Below are 19,916 nucleotides of genomic sequence, written 5' to 3'. Positions count from 1 at the left end.
ACCGGCCGGGGGCATGAAAAGACCCGGTTGCTGGCGACGGGGGATGCACCAGCAACCGGGCTACAGGAACGGTAACAAGAGATCGGCGGTTCGCAAATTCGATCTCGCTCTTTCCAGTCACCGACTGGCCTGTCTCCGACGGGAGTTGTGATCCGCCGGGGGGACGGGAGAGCGGCCGGCCGGTGTCCCGGCCGGCCCTGCGACGCGCCGGGTCTCAGCTCAGTGTGACCTGCCGGTTGGTGAGCCCGCCCCGCGCCCGGCGCTCGTCCGCCGTCAGCGGCGCGTCCGTGGCCAGAGCCCCCGCGAGGCGCTCGGCGAACTCCGCCGCCGGCTTCTCCACGTCCTCGGCCGAGACGCCGCTCGGCAGGTCCCACACCGGCACCGTGAGCCCGTGAGCGCGGAAGGAGCCGACCAGGCGGGTGCCCTCGCCGAGGCTGGAACGGCCCGCGGCGTGCAGCCGCGCGAGAGCGTCCAGAAGCTGTTCCTCGGGGTGCGGCATGACCCACCGCAGGTGGTTCTTCTCCGGCGTCTCGCACCAGTAGGCGGCGTCCACGCCCCGGAGCTTGACGGTCGGGATGGCCGCGGCGTTGGCCCGCTCCAGGGAGGCGGCCACCTCGGGCGTGGCGTTCTCCGGGTCCGGGACCCAGAACTCGAAACCGCTGTGCACTTCTGGCTCGAAGCCGCCGTCCGGGTCGAGCAGGTCCTGCAGCCGCGGGCCGTCGGCCGGGGCGCGGCGGCCCTGCACCGGTGTGCCCGGCTCGGCTTCCAGGGCGCGCTGGAGGGTGTCGGCGAGGTCGCGGCTGATGTCGCCGGACGAGGTGTCGTTCTGCAGGCCGAGCAGGACCGAACCGTCGTCGCGGCGCAGGGCGGGCCAGGCCATCGGCAGGACCGTGGCCAGCGTGACCGCGGGGACGCCCTCGGGCAGGCCGTCCTTCAGGGGCAGTTCGACCGTGGCGGCCGGGACCAGCTCGCGCAGGGCCACCCAGTCGCACTCGCCGGGCAGGCCCTCGAAGGGGCGGCGCACCAGTTCGGTCACGGCGTGGGCCGCGGCCCGGCCGTGGCAGGCCTTGTAGCGGCGGCCGCTGCCGCAGGGGCAGGGCTCACGGGCGCCGACGACCGGAACGTCTCCCTCGGCGCCGGCGGCACGGGCCCCACCCGTGGTCTGCGGGCGCTTGGCCTTCGTCTGAGGTCGCTTCTTGGCCATCGATGGGTCTCCCGGATACGGCTCGTCTGGTACGTCGCGAGCCTAGCCGTTCGCGCCCCGGGTGACGGGGTCCTGTGGACAACGCCGGGTCCTGGGTCCCGCGCGGCGCACCGCGCTCAGTCCATGTCCTCGAAGGCGTCCGCGAAGTCCAGTCCCGGTATCCGGGAGACGGCCGGGGCGGTGACGCGGGTCGCGAAGTCGTCGCGGCGGTGGCCGGCGTCCGGGTCGTGCACGTCGTCGTGGACGACGACCCAGACCGTGACCTCGCCGCGGATGTCGTCCCGGACGCCCCAGTCGTCGGCGAGCGCGGTGATGATGTTCAGCCCGCGGCCGCCGTGTGCCGTGACCGACGGGGTCGCGGGGGCGGGGCGGGTCGGGCCGCCGCCGTCCGTGACCTCGACGATGAGCCGGCCGGCCGGGTCCACGCGCCACGCGGCGCGGACGTCACCGTCACCGGCGAGGGCGTCGCCCAGGGGTCTGCCGTGCTTGCACGCGTTGCTCAGAAGTTCGGAAAGGATCAGTACGGCGTCGTCGATGACCGATTCCGCTACACCGCCGCTGCGCAACTGCGCCCGCATGCGGTGCCTCGCCTTGCCCACGCCCGCAGGGCCATGGGGTACGGCCATGCTCGACGACGTGGGCACCTCCTGTGCCACCACCAACGCCACCCCCGAGACCTCCTTCGCCCCACGCCACGGTGTGGATGCCCCATTGGCCTGTACCGGAAACCGGCCAATCCACGTCCGGCGACGCATTCACCACGATCGAATACGCATCGAACGCGCCGGAGCACTCCCCGTAATCGAGTGGCTGGAAAACGTCGGTGTGGCCGAGACCGGAGCATCCCGTCCGTCACGGGGCGGGGTCAAGAGGTGTGCGTGGGTCCGATGGGTGCGCAGTGACCGGTGGGGTCGCGCCGAGGACGTGGAAAATCCGGTACCGGAGGTCAGCGGCCCAGCTGATCGAGCACCGCGCGCGGGCGGTTGGTGATGATGGCGTCGACGCCCAGGCCGACGCACAGCTCCACGTCGCCGGGCTCGTTCACGGTCCACACGTGCACCTGGTGGCCGGCCTGTTTCAGGCGCTCGATGTGGCCGGGGTGGTTGCGCACGATGCGGACGGAGGGCCCGGCGATGTGCACGCCCGGCGGCAGCCGGCCGTCGCGCAGCCGGGGGGTGACGAACTGCGTCAGGTGGACCGTCGGCAGGGTCGGGGAGGCGGCACGCACGCGTTGCAGGGAGCGGGCCGAGAAACTCATGACCCGGATCTGCGACTGAGCCGCGTCGGCCGGGGCGTCGAGGCCGAACCGCTTCAGCAGGACCAGCAGCCGCTCCTCGACCTGCCCCGCCCAGCGGGTGGGGTGCTTGGTCTCGACGGCCAGTTCCACCCGGCGCCCGGCGTCGGCGACGAGTTCCAGCAGCCGTTCCAGGGTGAGGACGGAGGTGGCCTCGCGGTCCTCGGGGCGGTGCTCCCAGTCGGGTTCCTCGTCGCGTCCCTTCCAGGCGTCGCGCGTCTTCCAGGAGCCGAAGTCCAGGGCGGCGAGGTCGGCCAGCTCCAGGGCCGAGACCGCGCCGCGGCCGTTGGACGTACGGTTGACGCGGCGGTCGTGTACGCACACCAGGTGGCCGTCGGCGGTCAGGCGCACATCGCATTCGAGCGCGTCGGCGCCGTCCTCGATCGCCTTGGTGTAAGCGGCCAGGGTGTGTTCCGGGGCGTCCTCGGAGGCCCCGCGGTGGGCGACGACCTGAATCGGATGCTGTCGTGCGTGGGTCACCGCGTCATGGTGCCACCGCGCGCGGGTACGCGTCCGGTCGGACGGACCCGCTCGACGACCGGGTCCGGACGGAGGCACCGGAATTGCGCCCTTTTAGTCAGTAATGACCTATATAAGGAATGGCCTCGGACCCACAGCCACCGCTTATGGTGCTCTGACGGCCTGTGGGAAAAGCTGACGGCATACAAAGGGACAAGCACAGCTGTATCGCGCCGGAGTCGTCGACCGGCGTGAGCGAGCGTGACCGAGTGCGACCCAGGACAACAGCCGTGGATCGAGGAGAGAAGCTGTGAGCACCGAGAACGAGGGCACCGCGGTACCCCCCGCCCCGTCCGCACCCCCCGTGCCGGTGGACGCTCCCGCTGCTCCGGCGCCCCAGGGGCCGTACGGGCCGGACGCGCAGCACCGGTCCCCGTACGCGCAGGATGCGAACCGGCCCCCGCAGGGGCAGGGCGCGCCCGGTGACGCCGGTCACCCCGGTGTCTCCTCCTCCGCGCCGGACCCCTCCTGGCCCCCGCCCCCGCCGCCGGCCGGTCCGCACGGCGACGGCGGCTCCGGCTCGGGTCCGGGCGGCTGGGGCGGTTCGTACCAGCAGCCGGCGCCGGCGCCCAAGTCCGGCCGCGGGCGCGGCGGGCTGGTCGCCGGCATCCTGATCGCCGCGCTGGTCGCGGGCGGTCTGGGCGGCGGCCTCGGGTACACGCTGGCGAAGAACAACGACGACAGCACCGGCTCGACGACGGTCTCCTCCTCCACCAGCGGCGGCGACGTCAAGCGCGACCCGGGCACGGTCGCGGGCGTGGCCGCCAGGGCGCTGCCGAGCACGGTCACGATCGAGGCCGAGAGCACCAGCGGCGAGGGCGGCACGGGCACGGGCTTCGTCTTCGACAAGCAGGGCCACATCGTCACCAACAACCACGTGGTGGCGGACGCGGTGGACGGCGGCAAGGTCACGGCGACCTTCCCCGACGGCAAGAAGTACGACGCCCAGGTGGTCGGCAACGCGCAGGGCTACGACGTCGCCGTCATCAAGCTCAAGGACGCCCCCGGCGACCTCAAGCCGCTCACCCTCGGCGACTCCGACAAGGTCGCCGTCGGCGACGCGACCATCGCGATCGGCGCCCCCTTCGGCCTGTCCGACACGGTGACGACGGGCGTCATCAGCGCCAAGAACCGCCCGGTGGCCTCCAGCGACGGCAGCGGCAGCCAGGCGTCGTACATGAGCGCCCTGCAGACCGACGCGTCGATCAACCCGGGCAACTCCGGCGGACCGCTGCTGGACGCGCAGGGCAACGTCATCGGCATCAACTCCGCGATCCAGTCCACCGGCAACGGCGGCTTCGGTACCGGACAGTCCGGCTCGATCGGCCTGGGCTTCGCCATCCCGATCAACCAGGCCAAGTACGTCGCCCAGGAGCTGATCCGCACCGGCAAGCCGGTGTACGCCAAGATCGGCGCGTCCGTCTCCCTGGACGACAGCTCCGACGGCGCGCAGATCACCGACCAGGGCGCGGGCGGCGCGGCACCGGTCGAGCCGGGCGGTCCGGCCGCCAAGGCGGGCCTGAAGCCGGGCGACGTCATCACCAAGCTCGACGGCCACCCGATCGACTCCGGCCCCACGCTGATCGGCGAGATCTGGACCCACAAGCCGGGTGACAAGGTCACGATCACCTACGAGCGCGACGGCAAGCAGCGCACCACCGAGGTCACCCTGGGCTCCCGCGTCGGCGACAACTGACCCCCACCCGCCCGCACCGACCCGTTACCCTTGTCCCCGCGCCGCCGATCACGGCGGGCGCGGGGAGGTGTGCCCGAGCGGCCTAAGGGAACGGTCTTGAAAACCGTCGTGGCAGCGATGTCACCGTGGGTTCAAATCCCACCGCCTCCGCGGCATGAGCAGTGAGCACGGCCCCTGAACCGGAACACCGGGCAGGGGCCGTTCTCGTGTGCCGGTCTGAGTATCCGTACTCATGTGCGGTGCCCGGTGCGACACCACGCTGATCGCATGGACTCAGGGGAGCGTCATGCGCGGACGGGGCGGCGGGGGCCGTCGGCCGGGCGGCAGGTCGGGGTCGGGGCGGCGCTGGTCGTCGTCGACTTCCTGCTCATCGCCTGGTCGGCGTACGGCGTGGGGATGGCCGGCTGGGCCGACAGTTACGAAAGCGACGGCGTCGCCGCGACGGGTGCGTCGCGGGCCGCGGCGCAGGCCTGGTGGCTTCTGGGAGGTGGCGCGGTGGTGACGGGCGGGGGCCTCATCGCCCTGGGGTGGCGGATCACTGGCATGGTGCAGTTGGTCGTCCTCGGCGGCGGGGCGGTGCTGGTGTCCGCGCTGGCCGCCGGTTGAGAGTTCTCGGAAAGGTGGTGAGCCCTCCTGTGAGTCGGCGCATCGTCGTCGTCACCGCTGTGCACGGGCCCCATGCCCGCTTCCTGCCGGAGGCCTACGCGTCGCTGTGCGCGCAGCGGTTACCCGATGGCTGGGAGTGGCACTGGGTGATCCAGGAGGACGGGGAGGGCGACGGCGTACGGCCGTACGTGCCCGAGGACCGGCGGGTGACGTTCCGGCAGGGGCGCGGCGGGGGGCCCGGAGTGGCCCGGACCATGGCGCTGGCGCACGCCGAGGGCGCCTACGTGAAGGTGCTGGACGCCGACGACCGGCTCGCGCCCGGGGTGCTCGCGCGGGACCTGGCGGTGCTGGAGGGGGACCGCGGCCTCGCCTGGGTGACGTCCCGGGTGCTGGACCTGCTGCCCGACGGGTCGACCGTCGGGTTCCCGGGCGATCCCGACGAGGGGGTGATCGAGCGCGGGGAGGTACTGGAGTACTGGAAGGCCAACGGGTTCCTCGCCCAGGTCCACCCGGCCTCGCTGTTCGTGCGGCGGGAGTTGCTGCTCGCGCTCGGCGGCTGGATGGCGCTGCCCGCCTCGGAGGACACGGGCCTGCTGCTGGCACTGAACGCGGTGAGCCGGGGCTGGTTCTCGGGGGAGGTGGGACTGCTGTACCGGAAGTGGGAGGGGCAGGTCACCGGGAAGGCCGCGCACCGGGAGCGCGGCGAGCGTGAGGCCCGGATGGCCGTCGTGGAGACCAGGGCCAGGGCGCTGTCCCGGCTGCGGTGGAGCTTCGGTACGGCGCTATGAGGACAGGTCCGGGCTCGCGCTGGAAGGAGGAGTGGGGAGCAGGTCGAGGCGGGTGTACCACTCCGTGCCCAGCAGCAGCTCCCGTTCCCGCGCCGGCAGCGCGGCGATCAGGCCCGGGGCGGCCCCCCGTTCGACCTCCGTGCGGTGCGCCAGGATCGCGGCGGTCTTGCGGTCCAGCCAGGGGCGGACGTCGACCGCGACGGTGACGTCGTCGTCCGGGACCGTGCACATCCGTCTGCCCGAGGGAGCCAGCAGTCCGGTCCAGGCGCGGACGGCCGAGTGGGGATGCGTGGCCAGGTACAGCGCGCTCGGGCGCCAGGGGGCACCGGCCTCCGGGTAGAGGCGTTCGAGACCGGCCGCGTGGACCGCGAGCAGCGTCACGCGGTGGGTGTGCACATGGTCCTCGTGGCCGGTCAGCCCGCCGTACGCGTCGTGGGTGAGCACGATCCGCGGGCGGAACGCGCGCACCCGCGCGACCAGCTCCCGCACCGTCTCGCCCAGCGGGGCGTCGAGGAAGCGGGGGCGGCCCGGGGCGGAGTGCGGGGCACGGGCGTCGGCGTACCCGGCCATCCGGGGCGGGCCGGCGCCGAGGAGGCGGAGCGCTTGGGCGAGTTCGGCGGCGCGCGGGGTGTCCGGCGCCCAGGTCGCCGTGACGACGGCCGTACGGGCGCCCGCCGCCGCGTGCCGGGCGAGCACACCGCCCGCGACCAGGGACTCGTCGTCGGGGTGCGCGAAGACCGCGAGCAGGTCGGGCGGCGGCATCCCCCCTCCCTACGGCTGGTCGGGCCCGGGCGTCCCGGTGAGGCCGATGGCCTGACTCGGGCACTTCTCCACCGCTTCCAGGACGTCCTGGTCGTCCTCCCCGGTCCGCTCCCGGCCCGGGCGGACGACTCCGTATCCGTCGACGAAGTCGAAGACCGCCGGGGCCCGGTGGGCGCACTCGGCGGATCCGTAGCAGAGCTCGCGGTCGACGGAGACCCGCATGACCTTCATGACCCTTTGTCCCCCTCCGGACGGCGTCACGAGCCGTGGACATCAGGAGGTGACTGCCCAGCGGCCCCCCGGTCGAACCGGCCGGAGTCCGGTACGGGCCGGACCGGCCGGCGCGGGCTCTCGGGACGTGACTCCACTGCGCTCACCCTGTACGTCGCTGCGAAGGCGGTACGGCAACCCGACATCACTGACGGTTCGTCAGGCAGCCAGGGGTGGAAGGTCCGGTCGGCGGAGTCGGGGACGCGGTCGGCAGGGTTGGAAGCCACCGTCCACAGGGGAGGATCACCACGTCGTCCGACACCGGTCCCTCCCCTCGTGGGGACCGGTGCCGAACGGTGGAGTCACCGTCGTCCGAGTCGGACGGAAGCTGACCGGATGGGTGCGTTTGCTGGGTCCGGATCCTGCCATTTCCGGCCCTGGACGGGGAGGTTCCGGGGGCAAGTGAAGGGTATTACCGCAGGTCAGCCATATAGAGTGAGTTTTCCGGACCGGACGTCGGACGTCCTGGCGCGACGAGTGGGGAGGGGAGACCTTGAGTTCCGACTCGGGGGCACGCACCGCCTTCGCGGAACGCCTCGCACTGCTGTACAAGGAAGCAGGCAACCCTCCACTCAAACGCGTGTCCGAGTCGGTCGGGCGGTTGCAGCGGGTCGACGAACGCGGGCGGCCGGTGCGGGTGTCCGCCCAGCGGATCAGCGACTGGCGCCGGGCGAGGAACGTGCCCGCGCAGTTCACCGCCCTCGCGGCGGTGCTGCACGTGCTGATCCCCGAGGCGCGCCGGGCGCGGCCCACCCCGGTCTCCCCCGGCCTGTACGACCTCGCCCAGTGGCAGCGGCTGTGGGAGCGCGCGGTGGCCGACCCGGTGGGCGAGCGGCCCGCGGCGTCCGCGGCGGAGGAGCCCGCCACGGAGTCGCCGCCCGCGCCGCCGGGCGGTGTGTGCCCGTACCGGGGGCTGGCCTCCTACCGGCGGGAGGACGCCCGGTGGTTCTTCGGCCGGGAGCGGAGCACGGACGCGCTCGTCGCCCAGCTGCGGGCGGTGTCCGGCACGGGTGGTCTGGTCATGCTGGTGGGCGCCTCGGGGGCGGGGAAGTCCTCACTGCTGAACGCCGGTCTGGTGCCCGCCCTGCGGGACGGCGCGCTCAGCGGTGACGACGGTCACGGCCCCGGAAACGGCTTCGGCCTCGGTGACGGCGACGGGGACGGGGACGATGGCAAGGGGGGAAGGGGCGGCAGGGTCGGGGCCGGTGGTGCCGGAGCCGGTGCCGGAGCAGGAGCAGGAGCAGGAGCCGGTGGCCTGGACGGCAGGGTCGGCAAGGGCTCCGAGGGTGGCGGTCAGGGCCCCGCCGGTCAGGGTGGCGGTCAGGGCCCCGCAAGCCAGGGTGGCGGTCTCGGTCTCGCCGGTCACGGCGGTGGTCACGGCCCTGCCGACCGGGGTGGCGGCCACCGTCCCGCCGGCCAGGGCGGGAACCCGGGCCGGACGGCCGGAAACCCCGGCGGTCCCGGCCGGACCGGCGGTTTCGGCGGCCCGGATCAAGCCGGCGGTCCTCACCGCCCCACCACCCCCACCGACCATCCCCACCCCCACCCCGACCCCCACACGCCCGAGCACGTCGTGCAGCTCGTGCCCGGCAGCGACCCGCTCGCGGAGCTGACCCGGCGGATGCCGGACCTGCACCCCGTCGTCCCGGCCCCGGCCCCGGCCGACGAGGCCACGCCCGACGAGGCCCCGGCCCACGAGAGCGCGGCGGAGAACGCAAGAACCCGCCCTCCCCTTTCCCCCGACGCCGTCCGCGCCGCCGTCACGGCCTGGGCCCGCCGCGCGGCCCCCTCCGGCGCCCGGCCGGTCATCATCGTCGACCAGTTCGAGGAGACGTTCACCCTCTGCCCGGACGAGGCCGAGCGCCGCACGTTCATCGAGGTCCTGCACGCCGCCTGCACCCCCGCGCGGCCGGGGGACGCGGCACCGGCCGTCGTGGTCCTGGGCATCCGGGCCGACTTCTACGAGCGCTGCCTGCGCTATCCGGAACTGGCCGACGCCCTCCAGCACCGCCACATGGTGCTCGGGCCCCTCACCGCCGCCGAGCTGCGCGAGGCGGTGACCGGCCCGGCCAAGGCCGTCGGGCTGGAGCTGGAGCCAGGGCTCGCGGAGCTCATCGTCCGGGAGGTCAGCGCCGACGGACCGCGCGGGGCGCACGACGCCGGCGTGCTGCCGCTGCTGTCGCACGCCCTCCTCGCCACCTGGCAGCGCAGGAAGGCGGGCCGGCTGACGCTGGCCGGCTACCGCGCGGCCGGGGGCATCCAGGGCGCGGTCGCGGCGACGGCCGAGCGGGCCTGGTCCCGGCTCGACCCGGCGGCCCGCACGGCGGCCCGGCTGCTGCTGCTCCGGCTGGTCAGACTGGGCGAGGACACCCAGGCCACGCGCCGGCGCGGCACCCGGCGGCAGCTCGCGGACGAGTCGAACGACCCCGGCAAGACCGAGGAGTCCCTCGAAGCGCTGGTCCGCGCCCGGCTGGTGACACTCGACGCGGAGACCGTGGAGATCACCCACGAGGCGCTGCTGCACGCCTGGCCGCGCCTGCGCGACTGGATCGACGAGGACCGCCAGGGCAACCTGCTGCGCCAGCGCCTGGAGGAGGACGGACGGGCCTGGGAGGAGTCCGACCGCGACACCTCCCTGCTCTACCGGGGCTCGCGGCTGGAGCAGGCCCACACCTGGGCCAGGTCGGCCGGGGACACGTTCCTGACCCGCAGCGCGGTGGAGTTCCTGGCCGCCTCGGTACGGCTGCGCCGGCGCTTCCTGTGGATCAGCCGGGGCGCGGTGGCGGCGCTGGTCGTGCTGGCGGTGCTGGCCGTCGGGTCCGCCGTCATCGCCTTCAAGCAGCGCGACGACGCCGTGTTCGAGCAGGTGCTGGCCCAGGCCGACCGCGTCCAGGACACCGATCCCTCGCTCTCCGCGCAGCTCGACCTGGTCGCCCACCGGCTCCGGCCGGACGACGAGGGCGCGAACAGCCGTCTGATGTCCATCGTCAACGCCCCGCTGGCCACGCCCCTGATCGGCCACACGGGCGCCGTCTACCTCACGACGTTCAGCCCGGACGGCACGAGGCTGGCGACGGCCAGTTACGACCGGACGGTCCGGCTGTGGGACGTGGCCGACCCGCGGCACCCCAAGCCCCTGGGCGGGCCGCTCACCGGTCACACGAGCTGGGTGAGCAGCGCGGTCTTCAGCCCGGACGGCCGGACGCTGGCCAGCGCGTCCGACGACGGCACGATCCGGTTGTGGGACGTGACGGACCCCGCTCGCCCGAAGCGGCTCGGTACGCCGCTGTCCGGCCACGACGGCACGATCTACCTGATCGCCTTCAGCCCGGACGGCCGCACGCTGGCCTCGGCGAGCGACGACCGGACGGTCCGGCTGTGGGACGTGTTCGACCCGCGGCACTCCACGCCCCTGGGCGAGCCGCTGACCGGGCACACGGCCGCGGTGCGCTCGGTGGCGTTCGCCCCGGACGGCCGGACGCTGGCGGCGGGCGGCGACGACGGCACGATCCGGCTGTGGGACGTGAGCCGGCCCGGGCGTCCGCAGCGGCTCGGCGAGCCGCTGACCGGCCACAGCGCGCTCGTGCACTCCGTGGCGTTCAGCCCCGACGGCAGGACGCTCGCCAGTGGCGGCGAGGACAACACCGTCCGGCTGTGGAACATGGCCGATTTGCATCGCCCGGAACAGATCGGAGCGCCGCTCACCGGCCATACCGGCCCGATCTGGTCGGTGGCGTTCAGCCCCGACGGCACCATGCTCGCCGCCGCCAGCGCGGACAGCACCGCGAGCCTGTGGAAGGTCAGTGATCCGGAGTACCCGTCGCAGGTCGGCGGGCCCCTGGCCGGCAGCAGCGGTGAGATGTACGCGCTCGGCTTCAGCCCCGACGGGCGCACGCTCGCCACCGGCACGGGCGACAACAAGGTCCGCCTGTGGGCGGTGCCGCGGTCGGACATGACCGGCCGGACGGGATCGTTCCGCCCCGACGGGCGGGTTCTCGCGACGGCCGGGCGCGACGGCCGGGTCCGGCTGTGGGACGTGCGCAGGCCCGGCGTACCCGTGCGGATCGGTGAGCCGTTCCAGCCGGGGAAGGACGGCGTGCGCACCCTGGAGTTCTCCCCGGACGGCCGCACCGTCGCGGCCGTGACGGGCGACCGGACCGTGCGGCTGTGGAACCTCAGCGATCCGGAGCACCCCGTTCCGTACCGCTCGTCCATACCCCTGCGCATCCGGTACGCCGATCCGCTGGCCTTCAGTCCCGACGGGCGGGTGCTGGCCACCGTGCACGACGACCGCACCGTCCGGCTGTGGGACATCGCCGACCCGGCCCGTCCCCGGCCGCTCGGCGCGCCGCTGACCGGTCACAAGGGCTATGTGAACTTCCTCGTCTTCAGCCCGGACGGCCGCACGCTCGCCAGCGGCAGCGCCGACGGCACCATCCGGTTGTGGGACGCGGACGACCCGGCCCGGATCACCCTGATCGGCACCCCGCTGCGCGGACACCGCGGCGCCGTCAACGCCCTGGCCTACAGCCGCGACGGACGCACGCTGGCCAGCGCCGGCGACGACAGCTCCGTGCGGCTGTGGGACGTGCGGGACCCCGCCCGGGCCGCCGAGGACAAGCGCCTCACGGGTCACACGGAGGCGGTCGTGTCCCTCACGTTCAGCCGGGACGGCCGCACCCTGGCCAGCGGCGGCAACGACAGCACCGTCCGGCTGTGGGACGTCTCCGACCCTGCCGGGGCCACCGCGATCGGCCAGTCGATGAGCCCGGGCGCCGAGACGGGCAACTTCCTGGCGTTCAGCCCGAACAGCCACATGCTCGGGGTGTCCAGCGGCGCCGACACCATCCGGATCTGGGACCTGGACGTCGGACGGGCGGTGGAGCGCATCTGCTCGATGACCCGGGGCGTGCTCACGCCGGACGCCTGGCGGGAGTACCTCTCGCGCCTCTCCTACGATCCGCCGTGCGGTGACTGAGACGGCCGGATCGCCCAACAGGGCGCTGGGTCAAGGGAGTTCAGTGATACCAGTCACAACTTCGACTTCCTGACGGTCAGTCGGCTCCGACCGGGCAAGCGCTTGTTACCCTTGGCCATGGCTCGACCGCTGGTGCATCCCCCGTCGCCAGCGGTCGAGTCTTTTCTCAGCGCAGGTCCAGGCGCATCAGGACCCGGGGATGACCGGCCAGGACCGAGGCCGTGGCCGCCGCGAAGGTGAAGCCCGCCCGTTCGAAGTTCTTCCGCAGGCCGGCGTACGCCATCGTCAGGTCGACCCTGGCGTCGCCGTTGTCGAGGGGGTACGCCTCCACCGCCGGCGCCCCGTGGGCCCGGGCGAAGTCGACGGCGCCGGCGATCAGGGCGTGGGAGATGCCCCGCTTGCGGTGGCCGGGGCGGACCCGGACGCACCACAGCGACCAGACGGGCAGGTCGTCGACGTGCGGGATCTTGCGGTTGCGGGCGAAAGTGGTGTCCGCGCGCGGGGCGACGGCGGCCCAGCCGACCGGTTCGCCGCCGTCGTAGGCGAGCACGCCCGGGGGCGGGTCCGCGCGGCACAGCTCGGCGACGTGGGCGCCGCGGGCCGGGCCGCGCAGTTCGTTGTTGAGCCGGGAGGGGAGCCGGTAGCTCAGGCACCAGCAGACGTTCGCGGTCGGCGACTTCGGGCCGAGCACGGCACGGACGTCCTCGAAGTCCGTGGCGGGGCGCACCTCGATGCTCATGCCCTCACGATGTCACGCGCCCCGCGGCCGCGCCGCCGGATCAGGCCCTCGGCGGCGGCGAGACGGCCTGGGTGAAGGCGGTGTAGAACGGCTGGGCCATGCCCGCGAGGGCCGAGGCGCCCTGCGCGAACGGGGTGATCGGGTCGATCGAGCCCGAACGGCCGCCCCCGCCGCCGCCCTCATCGGCGGCCAGGGCGGGCGATCCGCCCTGGAGGGCGGCGAGAGCGAGCAGCACTGCAGCGGCACGGGACAGCAGACGAGTACGCATGCTCGCTTCAACGAACCGTCTTCTCGCAGGTCACAGGGTGTGCTGTTAGTGATTTAGGCGTACCGCCGAGGCCGCCCGCAGCAGCCGCAGCTGGCCGATCTCGCTGACGTTCTTGGTCAGTTCCGTGTTCACCCAGGCGACCATGTGCGCGACGGTGTACCGGGGATCGTCCGGCCACGGGAAGGGGGCCGTGGCGTCCAGGTCCGGCTCGTCCAGGCCGTCCAGGACCGACAGCCACCGGCCGCGCAGCTCCCGCAGCCAGGTGACGGTCGCGGCGCCCTCGCCGGGCCAGGCGATGTCCGCGCGGTCACGGGGCGGACGGCCCTGCGCGTGGTCGAGGGCGACGCTCCACCACCAGCCGAGGTGCCAGCTCACCCAGCCGATCGTGGGCACCGGGACGGGGTCGGGTTCGGTGTCCGCCCAGTCCGGGACCCAGGTGCCGTCGGCGGCCCGGCGCATCGTCCAGCAGTGCGGCGCGGGCTCCCAGAGGAAGTCCGCCGGCTCCAGCCGCTCCAGGTGGTACTCGAACAAGGACCAGGTCAACTCGAACTGCGCGCGCAGCAGTTCCGTGCGGGAGACGCTCATCGCACGACCCTACGCAACGGTCCGCGCGTACCTGGCCAGTCCCGTCCAGTCGAGGTCCCGCAGCGCCGGGTCGGCGTCGCAGCCGGACGGCAGGCGGGTCGTGGCCTGGAACCAGACGACGACCAGGCGCGAGCGGTAGGTGACCGGGTCGTGGGCCGGGTCCAGGGCCACGGACCGGAAGGTGCCCAGGCAGGCCACGGCCGGCAGCACCTCCACGGGCCCGAGGCCGCCCGCGAACTGGTCGGGGTACTCGCGCGCGGGCGGCACCAGGTGGACCGGGGTGCCCGGGTGGGCGCGCTCGGCGGCGCGCACCAGGCGGGCGATGCGCAGGTCGTTCACGGGTCTGCAGGGGTAGCCCGCCGGGAGGTCGCCGTAGGTCGACGAGAAGCGCAGCTCGGCGAGGTCCACCGAGCGGCCCGAGGCCAGGACGAGGCGGGTGAGCGCCATGGCCGGCGTGTTGCCGTACGGGTGCATGGGGGTCTTTCGGTGCTCAGGGACAGGGCTCTGGTCACGGCCGGTGTCCCGTCATCCGGGCCGCGGACGCGATCGTCGCCCGGGCCTCGCGTGCGGACAGGCCGGTGTTCAGGGCCGCCTCGACCAGGGGGGCCACGAGCGCCGGTCCGATGCCGTCCTCGTAGGCCCGGCAGGCCGCCCAGAACAGGCGGGTGTTGCGCTGGCCCTCGTGCGCGGCCAGGACGAACTGGACCAGGCCCTGGCCGTGCCCGTCGGCCGCCGTGTGCGGGGGGTGGGGGGAGCGGGGCGGGGGGACGAGCAGCCGCAGCAGGGAGCGCGGGCAGCGGGCGGGGGGCAGGTGGGCGGTGCCGGGCGCGGCGGCGTACACGCCCCGGTCCGTGCGGGAGCCGGGGCCGACGAGGTAGCCGCCGGCGCCCCGGATGTCGATGCCGGGGGCGAGGCGGCCCGCGGAGTTGGGGACGACCGCGTCGGGCGGGCCGCTGAGCCACAGGTGACGCCCGCCCGAGGGGGTCAGCACCACCACCGTCGGGGGGATCGTGAACAGGTGCCGCAGGGCCAGCTCGCGCAGGGCGGCCGAGGAGTCCGTGCCGGTCTTCACGTCCAGGTCGATGCCGATCAGATGGTGCGGGGGCAGGCCGCAGGCGATGCCGTAGCCGGTCGCCCAGGGCGCGGCGGCGAACAACTCGCGGATGCGGGCCGGGTCGCTGGAGGCGTCGTACACGCCGTGGCCGAGGCGGCCGCACTCGCCGTGGCAGGGGGAGGGGGCGGGGTCGTCGCGGTGGGGGGAACGCAGCGCGGGCAGCTTGGTGCGCGACAGGGGAATGACGGCGAGCCCGCGCTCGGCGGCTGACAGGGCGTGCGCGAGGGCCAGCGTCGTGGCCTGCCGGTCGGTGGTGGCCATGACTCTAGTTTCGTACGTACGTTCGAAAAAGGAAAGAGGGAACGGCTGCGACGCGCCGGGGTGGAGCCCTGCGCCCGAAAAGTGCGGGAACGCTTCGTCCCTTGCGGCACCGGGGTTCGAACGCCCCCGTGTGCCCCTGTCCGGGACAGAAGTGACGCAAAGGGGTTTATCGACTTGTCCTCACGCTTGCGTGCGAAGAGCGGCTTCCGGGGTGGTTCGCCGGGGATTCGGTGGGCAAGTCTGGACTCGCGACGCCGCACGGAAAGCCAGGGCGGCCGGCCGATCTCCCTGGTGGCAGCAGTACTTCGCGCGCTCACGGTCAAGAGCCGGTGCGCACGGTTCACAGGTCCTGGAGGGACAACACCATGGCAAGCATCCGTACCGCCCGTGTCATCGCCGCCGTCTCCGCCCTTCCGCTCGCAGCCGCTCTGTTCACGGGTGTCGCGACGGCGGACAACGGCGCCTTCGCGGACAACGGATCCATCGCGGCCGTCACCGAGGCCGAGCAGGGCATCCTCGGCAGCGGCGTCGGCGGTGACAACTTCGGCAACGCGGCCACCACCCAGCAGCAGGCGGTGGGTGAGGGCGCCTCCAACCAGAGCAACACCGCCCAGGTCAACGGCTCGGCGTTCACGGCCGTCAACCAGGGCAACGCCAACACCGCCGTCAGCTTCGCCCCGCTGTGGTGGTGAGCTGAGCGGGCCGGTGCGCAGGTACCGGCCCGCGGTGCCGAGTGGGTGTGCTTCGTGGGGTGACAAGCGTCTGGGCGGCGGTACTCCGGTACCGCCGTTCAGGCGTTCAGGCGTTCAGGCGTTCAGGGGTACCCGCACGGCATGAACGGCATCGCGGAGGCCGTGCGGCAGATCGGGGGCACGGCGGTCGGCCGGGTGCCGGGCGCGCGGCGGGTCGTCCTGGTGACGGCGGGCACGGGCGTCCCCGCGTCGGGACCGGTCCTGAGCGCCGGCCCCCAGGGGTGAACCCGCAGTAGGCCGGGCCCGCCGCTCCACCTACAGGAGGTGCAGTCACCCCCACCCCTACAACCTGAGGGGGACCCCGCTTCGGGACCTGCGGCCGATCCGCCGGGTACCGCCCCGCTCATAGCGTTGAGCCATGACCCCACTCGTCTGCACGAGCGCTTCGAAGGCGGCCGCGCCCGCGGCGCAGACCCTTCCGTACCCGTCGTTCTCGTCGTACGTCAGGGCCCGCCAGCCGGTGCTGCTGCGTACCGCCCGCTCGCTCACCGGTAACCCGAGCGACGCGGAGGACCTGCTGCAGACCGCGCTCGCCAAGACGTACGTCGCCTGGGAGCGCATCGAGGACCACCGCGCCCTCGACGGCTACGTGCGCCGGGCGCTGGTCAACACGCGGACCTCGCAGTGGCGCAAGCGCAAGGTCGACGAGTTCGCCTGCGACGAGCTGCCCGAGCCGGACCCGGTGCCCGGCGGCGACGACCCGGCCGAGCAGCAGGCGCTGCGCGACGCGATGTGGCGGGCGATCATGCGGCTGCCCGCCCGGCAGCGGGCGATGGTGGTCCTCAGGTACTACGAGGACCTGAGCGAGGCCCAGACGGCCGAGGTGCTCGGCGTCTCGGTGGGCACGGTGAAGTCGGCCGTGTCACGGGCGCTGGGCAAGCTCCGCGAGGACTCCGAGCTGGGATTTGTTCGGTCCTGAGCCCAAGCGTGGGCTAACGTCGGCTGATCGATCACCGTCCCCTAGTGACATACCGCGCGGTATGTGCGCAGAATCAGCGCAACCTTTACCACCGCGTAGGCAATGTCGCCCCGGGAGGACGCCGTGCTGAGCACCATGCAGGACGTACCGCTGCTGATCTCGAGGATCCTGACCCACGGGTCGACGATCCACGGGACATCGCAGGTGACCACGTGGACCGGTGAGGACGAACCGCACCGCCGCTCCTTCGCGGAGATCGGCGCCCGCGCGGCCCAGCTGGCCCACGCGCTGCGGGAGGACCTCGGCGTCACCGGCGACGAGCGCGTGGCGACCCTCGCCTGGAACAACGCGGAGCACGTCGAGGCGTACTTCGCGATCCCGTCCATGGGCGCGGTCCTGCACACCCTGAACCTCCGCCTCCCGCCCGAGCAGCTGGCCTGGATCGTCAACCACGCCGCCGACCGCGTGATCATCGCCAACGGTTCGCTGCTCCCCCTGCTCGCCCCGCTGCTGCCGCACCTGAAGACCGTCGAGCACGTGGTCGTCACCGGCCCCGGTGACCGCTCCCTGCTCGCCGAGGCGACCGCGCGGGTCCACGAGTACGAGGACCTGATCGCCGGGAAGCCGGCCTCCTACGACTGGCCCGAGCTGGACGAACGCCAGGCCGCCGCCATGTGCTACACCTCCGGCACCACCGGCGACCCCAAGGGCGTGGTCTACAGCCACCGCTCCATCTACCTGCACTCCATGCAGGTCAACATGGCCCAGTCGATGGGCCTGACCGACGAGGACACCTCCCTGGTCGTGGTCCCGCAGTTCCACGTGAACGCCTGGGGCCTGCCGCACGCGACCTTCATGACCGGCGTGAACATGCTGATGCCGGACCGCTTCCTGCAGCCCGCCCCGCTCGCCGCGATGATCGAGGGCGAGCGGCCGACCCACGCCGCCGCCGTGCCGACCATCTGGCAGGGCCTGCTCGCGGAGCTGACCGCGCACCCCCGGGACGTCTCCTCCCTCACCCAGGTCACCATCGGCGGATCGGCCTGTCCGCCGTCGCTGATGGAGGCCTTCGACAAGCTGGGCATGCGGGTCTGCCACGCCTGGGGCATGACGGAGACCTCCCCGCTGGGCACGGTCGCCCGTCCCCCGGCCGCCGCGGTCGGCACGGACGAGGAGTTCGCCTACCGCCTCACCCAGGGCCGCTTCCCGGCCGGGGTCGAGGCCCGGCTGACCGGCCCGGGCGGTGAGCGCCTCCCCTGGGACGGCCAGTCCGCCGGCGAGCTGGAGGTCCGCGGCGCGTGGATCGCGGGCGCCTACTACAACGGCCCGGACGCCGAGCCGCTGCGCCCCGCCGACAAGTTCAGCGAGGACGGCTGGCTCAAGACCGGCGACGTCGGCACCATCTCCCCCGACGGCTACCTCACCCTCACCGACCGGGCCAAGGACGTCATCAAGTCCGGCGGCGAGTGGATCTCCTCGGTGGAGCTGGAGAACGCGCTGATGTCCCACCCGGACGTCGCCGAGGCGGCGGTCGTCGCCGTCCCCGACGACAAGTGGGGCGAGCGCCCCCTGGCCACGGTCGTCCTCAGGGAGGGCGCCACCGCCACCTTCGAGACCCTGCGCGCCTTCCTCGCCGACGAGGGCAAGATCGCCAAGTGGCAGCTCCCGGAGCGCTGGACGGTCATCGAGGCGGTCCCGAAGACCAGCGTCGGCAAGTTCGACAAGAAGGTGCTGCGCAGGCGGTACGCGACGGGCGAGCTGGACGTCACGCGCCTGTGAAACCGGTGGACGCGCCGGAGCCCCCGGCCGTGGCCGGGGGCTCCGCCGTTCCCGCGGCTTCGCGGGCGCGGCGATCCCACCGCGCCCGCCGCAGCTCGTCTCACCGCCGCGACCAGCTGAGCCCCCACCCCAGCACCAGCCACACCCCGGCGACGGCGCACACCCCGCCCCAGCCGAGGTGGCTGTACGCGGCGCCCGCGAGGGCCGAGGCGGCGGCCCCGCCCGCGAAACCGGCGACGACATAGGCCGTGTTGGCGGTGGCGGGGGTGGAGGTCGCGGTCAGGGCGAGGGTCTGGTTGGCGACGTGGGACGCCACCAGCGCCGCGTGGATCAGGACCGCGGCGGCGAACAGCGCCACCAGCACGTGTCCGCCCAGCCAGAACAGCGGCACCGACACGGCGGCCAGCAGGTACGCGGACCGCACGACCCGGGCCGCGCCGAACCGGTCCACCAGCCCGCCGGCCAGCGGCGCCACCGCGGTCGCGGTCAGTCCGAAGAGCCCGAAGAGCCCGGCCGCCGCGGTGGACAGCCCGTACGCGGGCCCGGTCAGCAGCAGCGCGAGAGACGTCCACAGCGCGCTCCACGCACCGAACATCCCGGCCTGCCGCACGCACGCCCGCCACAGGTCGGGCGAGCTCCGCAGCACCGACGGCAGGGCGGCCAGACCCGAGAACAGCGGACCGGTCCGGCGCCGCCGCGAGGGCAGCACGGAGGCGGTGGCGAGCCCGAGGGCGAGCGTGAGCACGGCCGCGCCCGCGAACACCCAGCGCCACCCGAAGGCCTGACCGGCCAGGCCGCCCAGCACCCGCGCCGCGACGATCCCGGTGAACAGGCCCGCGATCACGGCCGCGACATGCCGGGCCCGCCGGTCCGCGGGAGCGCGTTCGGCGACCAGCGGCACGAGCAGCTGCGGTATCACCGTGGCCGCCGAGGCGACGAACACGGCCACCGCGAGCGCCCCGACGCCCGGCGCGACCGCGGCGGCGACCAGCGCGACCGTGGTGACGAGCGTCAGCCCGGCCACCAGCCGGCGCCGGTTGGCGCTGTCGCCGAGCGGGGCGAAGAACAGCAGGCCGACGGCGTAGCCGAGCTGCGCGACCGAGGCGATCCAGGCGACGGCCGAGGGCGCCGAGCCGAAGTCGCGGGCCATGAGCGAGAGCAGCGGCGCGGCGAGGTAGATGTTGGCGGCGGTCACCGCGCTGCACACGGCGATCAGCGTGAGGAAGAGACCCGGGGAGGGGGCGCGGTCCTGCCGTGCGGGGGCCGTGCGGGGTGTGGTCGCGGTCGCTGAGGACATGAGGGGAGGACTCCTTGGAGCCGGCTCTAACAACTAACTGGTTGGTTGGCTACTCGCCCAACAGCATGGGCGGCTCGTCCATTCC

General features: G+C 73.6%; 18 protein-coding genes, 1 tRNA gene and 1 pseudogene. 9 read left to right on the top strand and 11 right to left on the bottom strand.

Going from position 1 to position 19,916, the window contains the following annotated elements:
• Window positions 1–214: 214 nt before the first annotated feature.
• The 3 genes from ACPXCS_RS04120 to ACPXCS_RS04110 form a co-directional block, all read right to left on the bottom strand.
• Window positions 215–1,204: a DUF5926 family protein gene (locus tag ACPXCS_RS04120; protein WP_425944401.1), complete on the bottom strand. Its 990-nt coding sequence runs from the start codon at window positions 1,202–1,204 to the stop codon at window positions 215–217.
• 116 nt (window positions 1,205–1,320) lie between these two features.
• Window positions 1,321–1,959, bottom strand: a complete 639-nt coding sequence (locus ACPXCS_RS04115) for an ATP-binding protein (protein ID WP_425944402.1) — start codon at window positions 1,957–1,959, stop codon at window positions 1,321–1,323.
• Between the two features lie 191 nt (window positions 1,960–2,150).
• On the bottom strand, window positions 2,151–2,978 hold the full coding sequence (locus tag ACPXCS_RS04110; RefSeq protein WP_425944403.1) for a glycerophosphodiester phosphodiesterase: 828 nt from the start codon (window positions 2,976–2,978) through the stop codon (window positions 2,151–2,153).
• Window positions 2,979–3,267: 289 nt separating this feature from the next.
• Between ACPXCS_RS04110 and ACPXCS_RS04105 the strand changes: the two genes are divergently transcribed.
• From ACPXCS_RS04105 to ACPXCS_RS04090, 4 genes are all read left to right on the top strand, one after another.
• The gene (locus tag ACPXCS_RS04105) at window positions 3,268–4,713 is read left to right on the top strand and encodes a S1C family serine protease (protein ID WP_425944404.1); all 1,446 of its coding nucleotides are present in this window, start codon (window positions 3,268–3,270) and stop codon (window positions 4,711–4,713) included.
• Window positions 4,714–4,776: 63 nt separating this feature from the next.
• Window positions 4,777–4,863: transfer RNA gene (locus ACPXCS_RS04100), tRNA-Ser, on the top strand.
• A gap of 117 nt (window positions 4,864–4,980) precedes the next feature.
• Window positions 4,981–5,319: a hypothetical protein gene (locus ACPXCS_RS04095; RefSeq protein ID WP_425944405.1), complete on the top strand. Its 339-nt coding sequence runs from the start codon at window positions 4,981–4,983 to the stop codon at window positions 5,317–5,319.
• 29 nt (window positions 5,320–5,348) lie between these two features.
• A complete protein-coding gene (locus ACPXCS_RS04090) occupies window positions 5,349–6,107 on the top strand; it encodes a glycosyltransferase family 2 protein (protein ID WP_425944406.1) in 759 nt (252 codons plus the stop codon).
• On the opposite strand, the gene ACPXCS_RS04085 is transcribed toward ACPXCS_RS04090, so the two are convergent.
• The gene (locus ACPXCS_RS04085) at window positions 6,102–6,869 is read right to left on the bottom strand and encodes a PIG-L deacetylase family protein (RefSeq protein WP_425944407.1); all 768 of its coding nucleotides are present in this window, start codon (window positions 6,867–6,869) and stop codon (window positions 6,102–6,104) included. The two genes, ACPXCS_RS04090 and ACPXCS_RS04085, sit on opposite strands and share 6 nt — an antisense overlap.
• 9 nt (window positions 6,870–6,878) lie before the next feature.
• Window positions 6,879–7,091 (bottom strand): ferredoxin, encoded by a 213-nt coding sequence (locus tag ACPXCS_RS04080; protein ID WP_425944533.1) that lies wholly within the window; start codon window positions 7,089–7,091, stop codon window positions 6,879–6,881.
• 541 nt (window positions 7,092–7,632) lie between these two features.
• On the opposite strand from ACPXCS_RS04080, the gene ACPXCS_RS04075 reads away from it, so the two are divergent.
• Window positions 7,633–12,117, top strand: a complete 4,485-nt coding sequence (locus ACPXCS_RS04075; protein ID WP_425944408.1) for a hypothetical protein — start codon at window positions 7,633–7,635, stop codon at window positions 12,115–12,117.
• Window positions 12,118–12,283: 166 nt separating this feature from the next.
• On the opposite strand, the gene ACPXCS_RS04070 is transcribed toward ACPXCS_RS04075, so the two are convergent.
• The 5 genes from ACPXCS_RS04070 to ACPXCS_RS04050 form a co-directional block, all read right to left on the bottom strand.
• Window positions 12,284–12,856 (bottom strand): GNAT family N-acetyltransferase, encoded by a 573-nt coding sequence (locus tag ACPXCS_RS04070; protein WP_425944409.1) that lies wholly within the window; start codon window positions 12,854–12,856, stop codon window positions 12,284–12,286.
• A 40-nt stretch (window positions 12,857–12,896) separates the two neighbouring features.
• Window positions 12,897–13,124: a hypothetical protein gene (locus ACPXCS_RS04065; protein WP_425944410.1), complete on the bottom strand. Its 228-nt coding sequence runs from the start codon at window positions 13,122–13,124 to the stop codon at window positions 12,897–12,899.
• Window positions 13,125–13,169: 45 nt separating this feature from the next.
• Window positions 13,170–13,709, bottom strand: a complete 540-nt coding sequence (locus ACPXCS_RS04060) for a DinB family protein (protein ID WP_425944411.1) — start codon at window positions 13,707–13,709, stop codon at window positions 13,170–13,172.
• Window positions 13,710–13,718: 9 nt separating this feature from the next.
• Entirely contained in the window at window positions 13,719–14,156 is a 438-nt protein-coding gene (locus tag ACPXCS_RS04055; RefSeq protein WP_425944412.1) for a hypothetical protein, read from the bottom strand.
• Between the two features lie 61 nt (window positions 14,157–14,217).
• Window positions 14,218–15,084 (bottom strand): bifunctional DNA primase/polymerase, encoded by an 867-nt coding sequence (locus ACPXCS_RS04050; RefSeq protein WP_425944413.1) that lies wholly within the window; start codon window positions 15,082–15,084, stop codon window positions 14,218–14,220.
• Window positions 15,085–15,449: 365 nt separating this feature from the next.
• Between ACPXCS_RS04050 and ACPXCS_RS04045 the strand changes: the two genes are divergently transcribed.
• The 4 genes and pseudogenes from ACPXCS_RS04045 (at window position 15,450) to ACPXCS_RS04030 (ending at window position 18,534) form a co-directional block, all read left to right on the top strand.
• Window positions 15,450–15,776, top strand: a complete 327-nt coding sequence (locus ACPXCS_RS04045; protein ID WP_094054877.1) for a hypothetical protein — start codon at window positions 15,450–15,452, stop codon at window positions 15,774–15,776.
• 123 nt (window positions 15,777–15,899) lie between these two features.
• Window positions 15,900–16,061: pseudogene (locus ACPXCS_RS04040) on the top strand (lipid-transfer protein); the annotation flags it as partial.
• Window positions 16,062–16,194: 133 nt separating this feature from the next.
• A complete protein-coding gene (locus ACPXCS_RS04035; RefSeq protein WP_425944414.1) occupies window positions 16,195–16,755 on the top strand; it encodes a SigE family RNA polymerase sigma factor in 561 nt (186 codons plus the stop codon).
• Between the two features lie 102 nt (window positions 16,756–16,857).
• Window positions 16,858–18,534: a long-chain fatty acid--CoA ligase gene (locus ACPXCS_RS04030; RefSeq protein ID WP_425944415.1), complete on the top strand. Its 1,677-nt coding sequence runs from the start codon at window positions 16,858–16,860 to the stop codon at window positions 18,532–18,534.
• A gap of 100 nt (window positions 18,535–18,634) precedes the next feature.
• On the opposite strand, the gene ACPXCS_RS04025 is transcribed toward ACPXCS_RS04030, so the two are convergent.
• Window positions 18,635–19,831, bottom strand: coding sequence for an MFS transporter (locus tag ACPXCS_RS04025; protein ID WP_425944416.1), 1,197 nt, complete (start codon window positions 19,829–19,831; stop codon window positions 18,635–18,637).
• Window positions 19,832–19,916 lie beyond the last annotated feature (85 nt).

The organism is Streptomyces sp. DT190 (genome assembly GCF_049846985.1).
Classification (GTDB): domain Bacteria; phylum Actinomycetota; class Actinomycetes; order Streptomycetales; family Streptomycetaceae; genus Streptomyces.
This window is presented reverse-complemented; position numbering and strand designations above follow the sequence as displayed.

Bases quoted from the DNA above. Each gene is read 5' to 3' on its own strand.
- ACPXCS_RS04120 (WP_425944401.1), bottom strand. From the start codon at position 1,204: ATGGCCAAGAAGCGACCTCAGACGAAGGCCAAGCGCCCGCAGACCACG.
- ACPXCS_RS04115 (WP_425944402.1), bottom strand. From the start codon at position 1,959: ATGCGTCGCCGGACGTGGATTGGCCGGTTTCCGGTACAGGCCAATGGG.
- ACPXCS_RS04095 (WP_425944405.1), top strand. From the start codon at position 4,981: ATGGACTCAGGGGAGCGTCATGCGCGGACGGGGCGGCGGGGGCCGTCG.
- ACPXCS_RS04085 (WP_425944407.1), bottom strand. From the start codon at position 6,869: ATGCCGCCGCCCGACCTGCTCGCGGTCTTCGCGCACCCCGACGACGAG.
- ACPXCS_RS04080 (WP_425944533.1), bottom strand. From the start codon at position 7,091: ATGCGGGTCTCCGTCGACCGCGAGCTCTGCTACGGATCCGCCGAGTGC.
- ACPXCS_RS04070 (WP_425944409.1), bottom strand. From the start codon at position 12,856: ATGAGCATCGAGGTGCGCCCCGCCACGGACTTCGAGGACGTCCGTGCC.
- ACPXCS_RS04065 (WP_425944410.1), bottom strand. From the start codon at position 13,124: ATGCGTACTCGTCTGCTGTCCCGTGCCGCTGCAGTGCTGCTCGCTCTC.
- ACPXCS_RS04060 (WP_425944411.1), bottom strand. From the start codon at position 13,709: ATGAGCGTCTCCCGCACGGAACTGCTGCGCGCGCAGTTCGAGTTGACC.
- ACPXCS_RS04055 (WP_425944412.1), bottom strand. From the start codon at position 14,156: ATGGCGCTCACCCGCCTCGTCCTGGCCTCGGGCCGCTCGGTGGACCTC.
- ACPXCS_RS04050 (WP_425944413.1), bottom strand. From the start codon at position 15,084: ATGGCCACCACCGACCGGCAGGCCACGACGCTGGCCCTCGCGCACGCC.
- ACPXCS_RS04045 (WP_094054877.1), top strand. From the start codon at position 15,450: ATGGCAAGCATCCGTACCGCCCGTGTCATCGCCGCCGTCTCCGCCCTT.
- ACPXCS_RS04035 (WP_425944414.1), top strand. From the start codon at position 16,195: ATGACCCCACTCGTCTGCACGAGCGCTTCGAAGGCGGCCGCGCCCGCG.
- ACPXCS_RS04030 (WP_425944415.1), top strand. From the start codon at position 16,858: ATGTCGCCCCGGGAGGACGCCGTGCTGAGCACCATGCAGGACGTACCG.
- ACPXCS_RS04025 (WP_425944416.1), bottom strand. From the start codon at position 19,831: ATGTCCTCAGCGACCGCGACCACACCCCGCACGGCCCCCGCACGGCAG.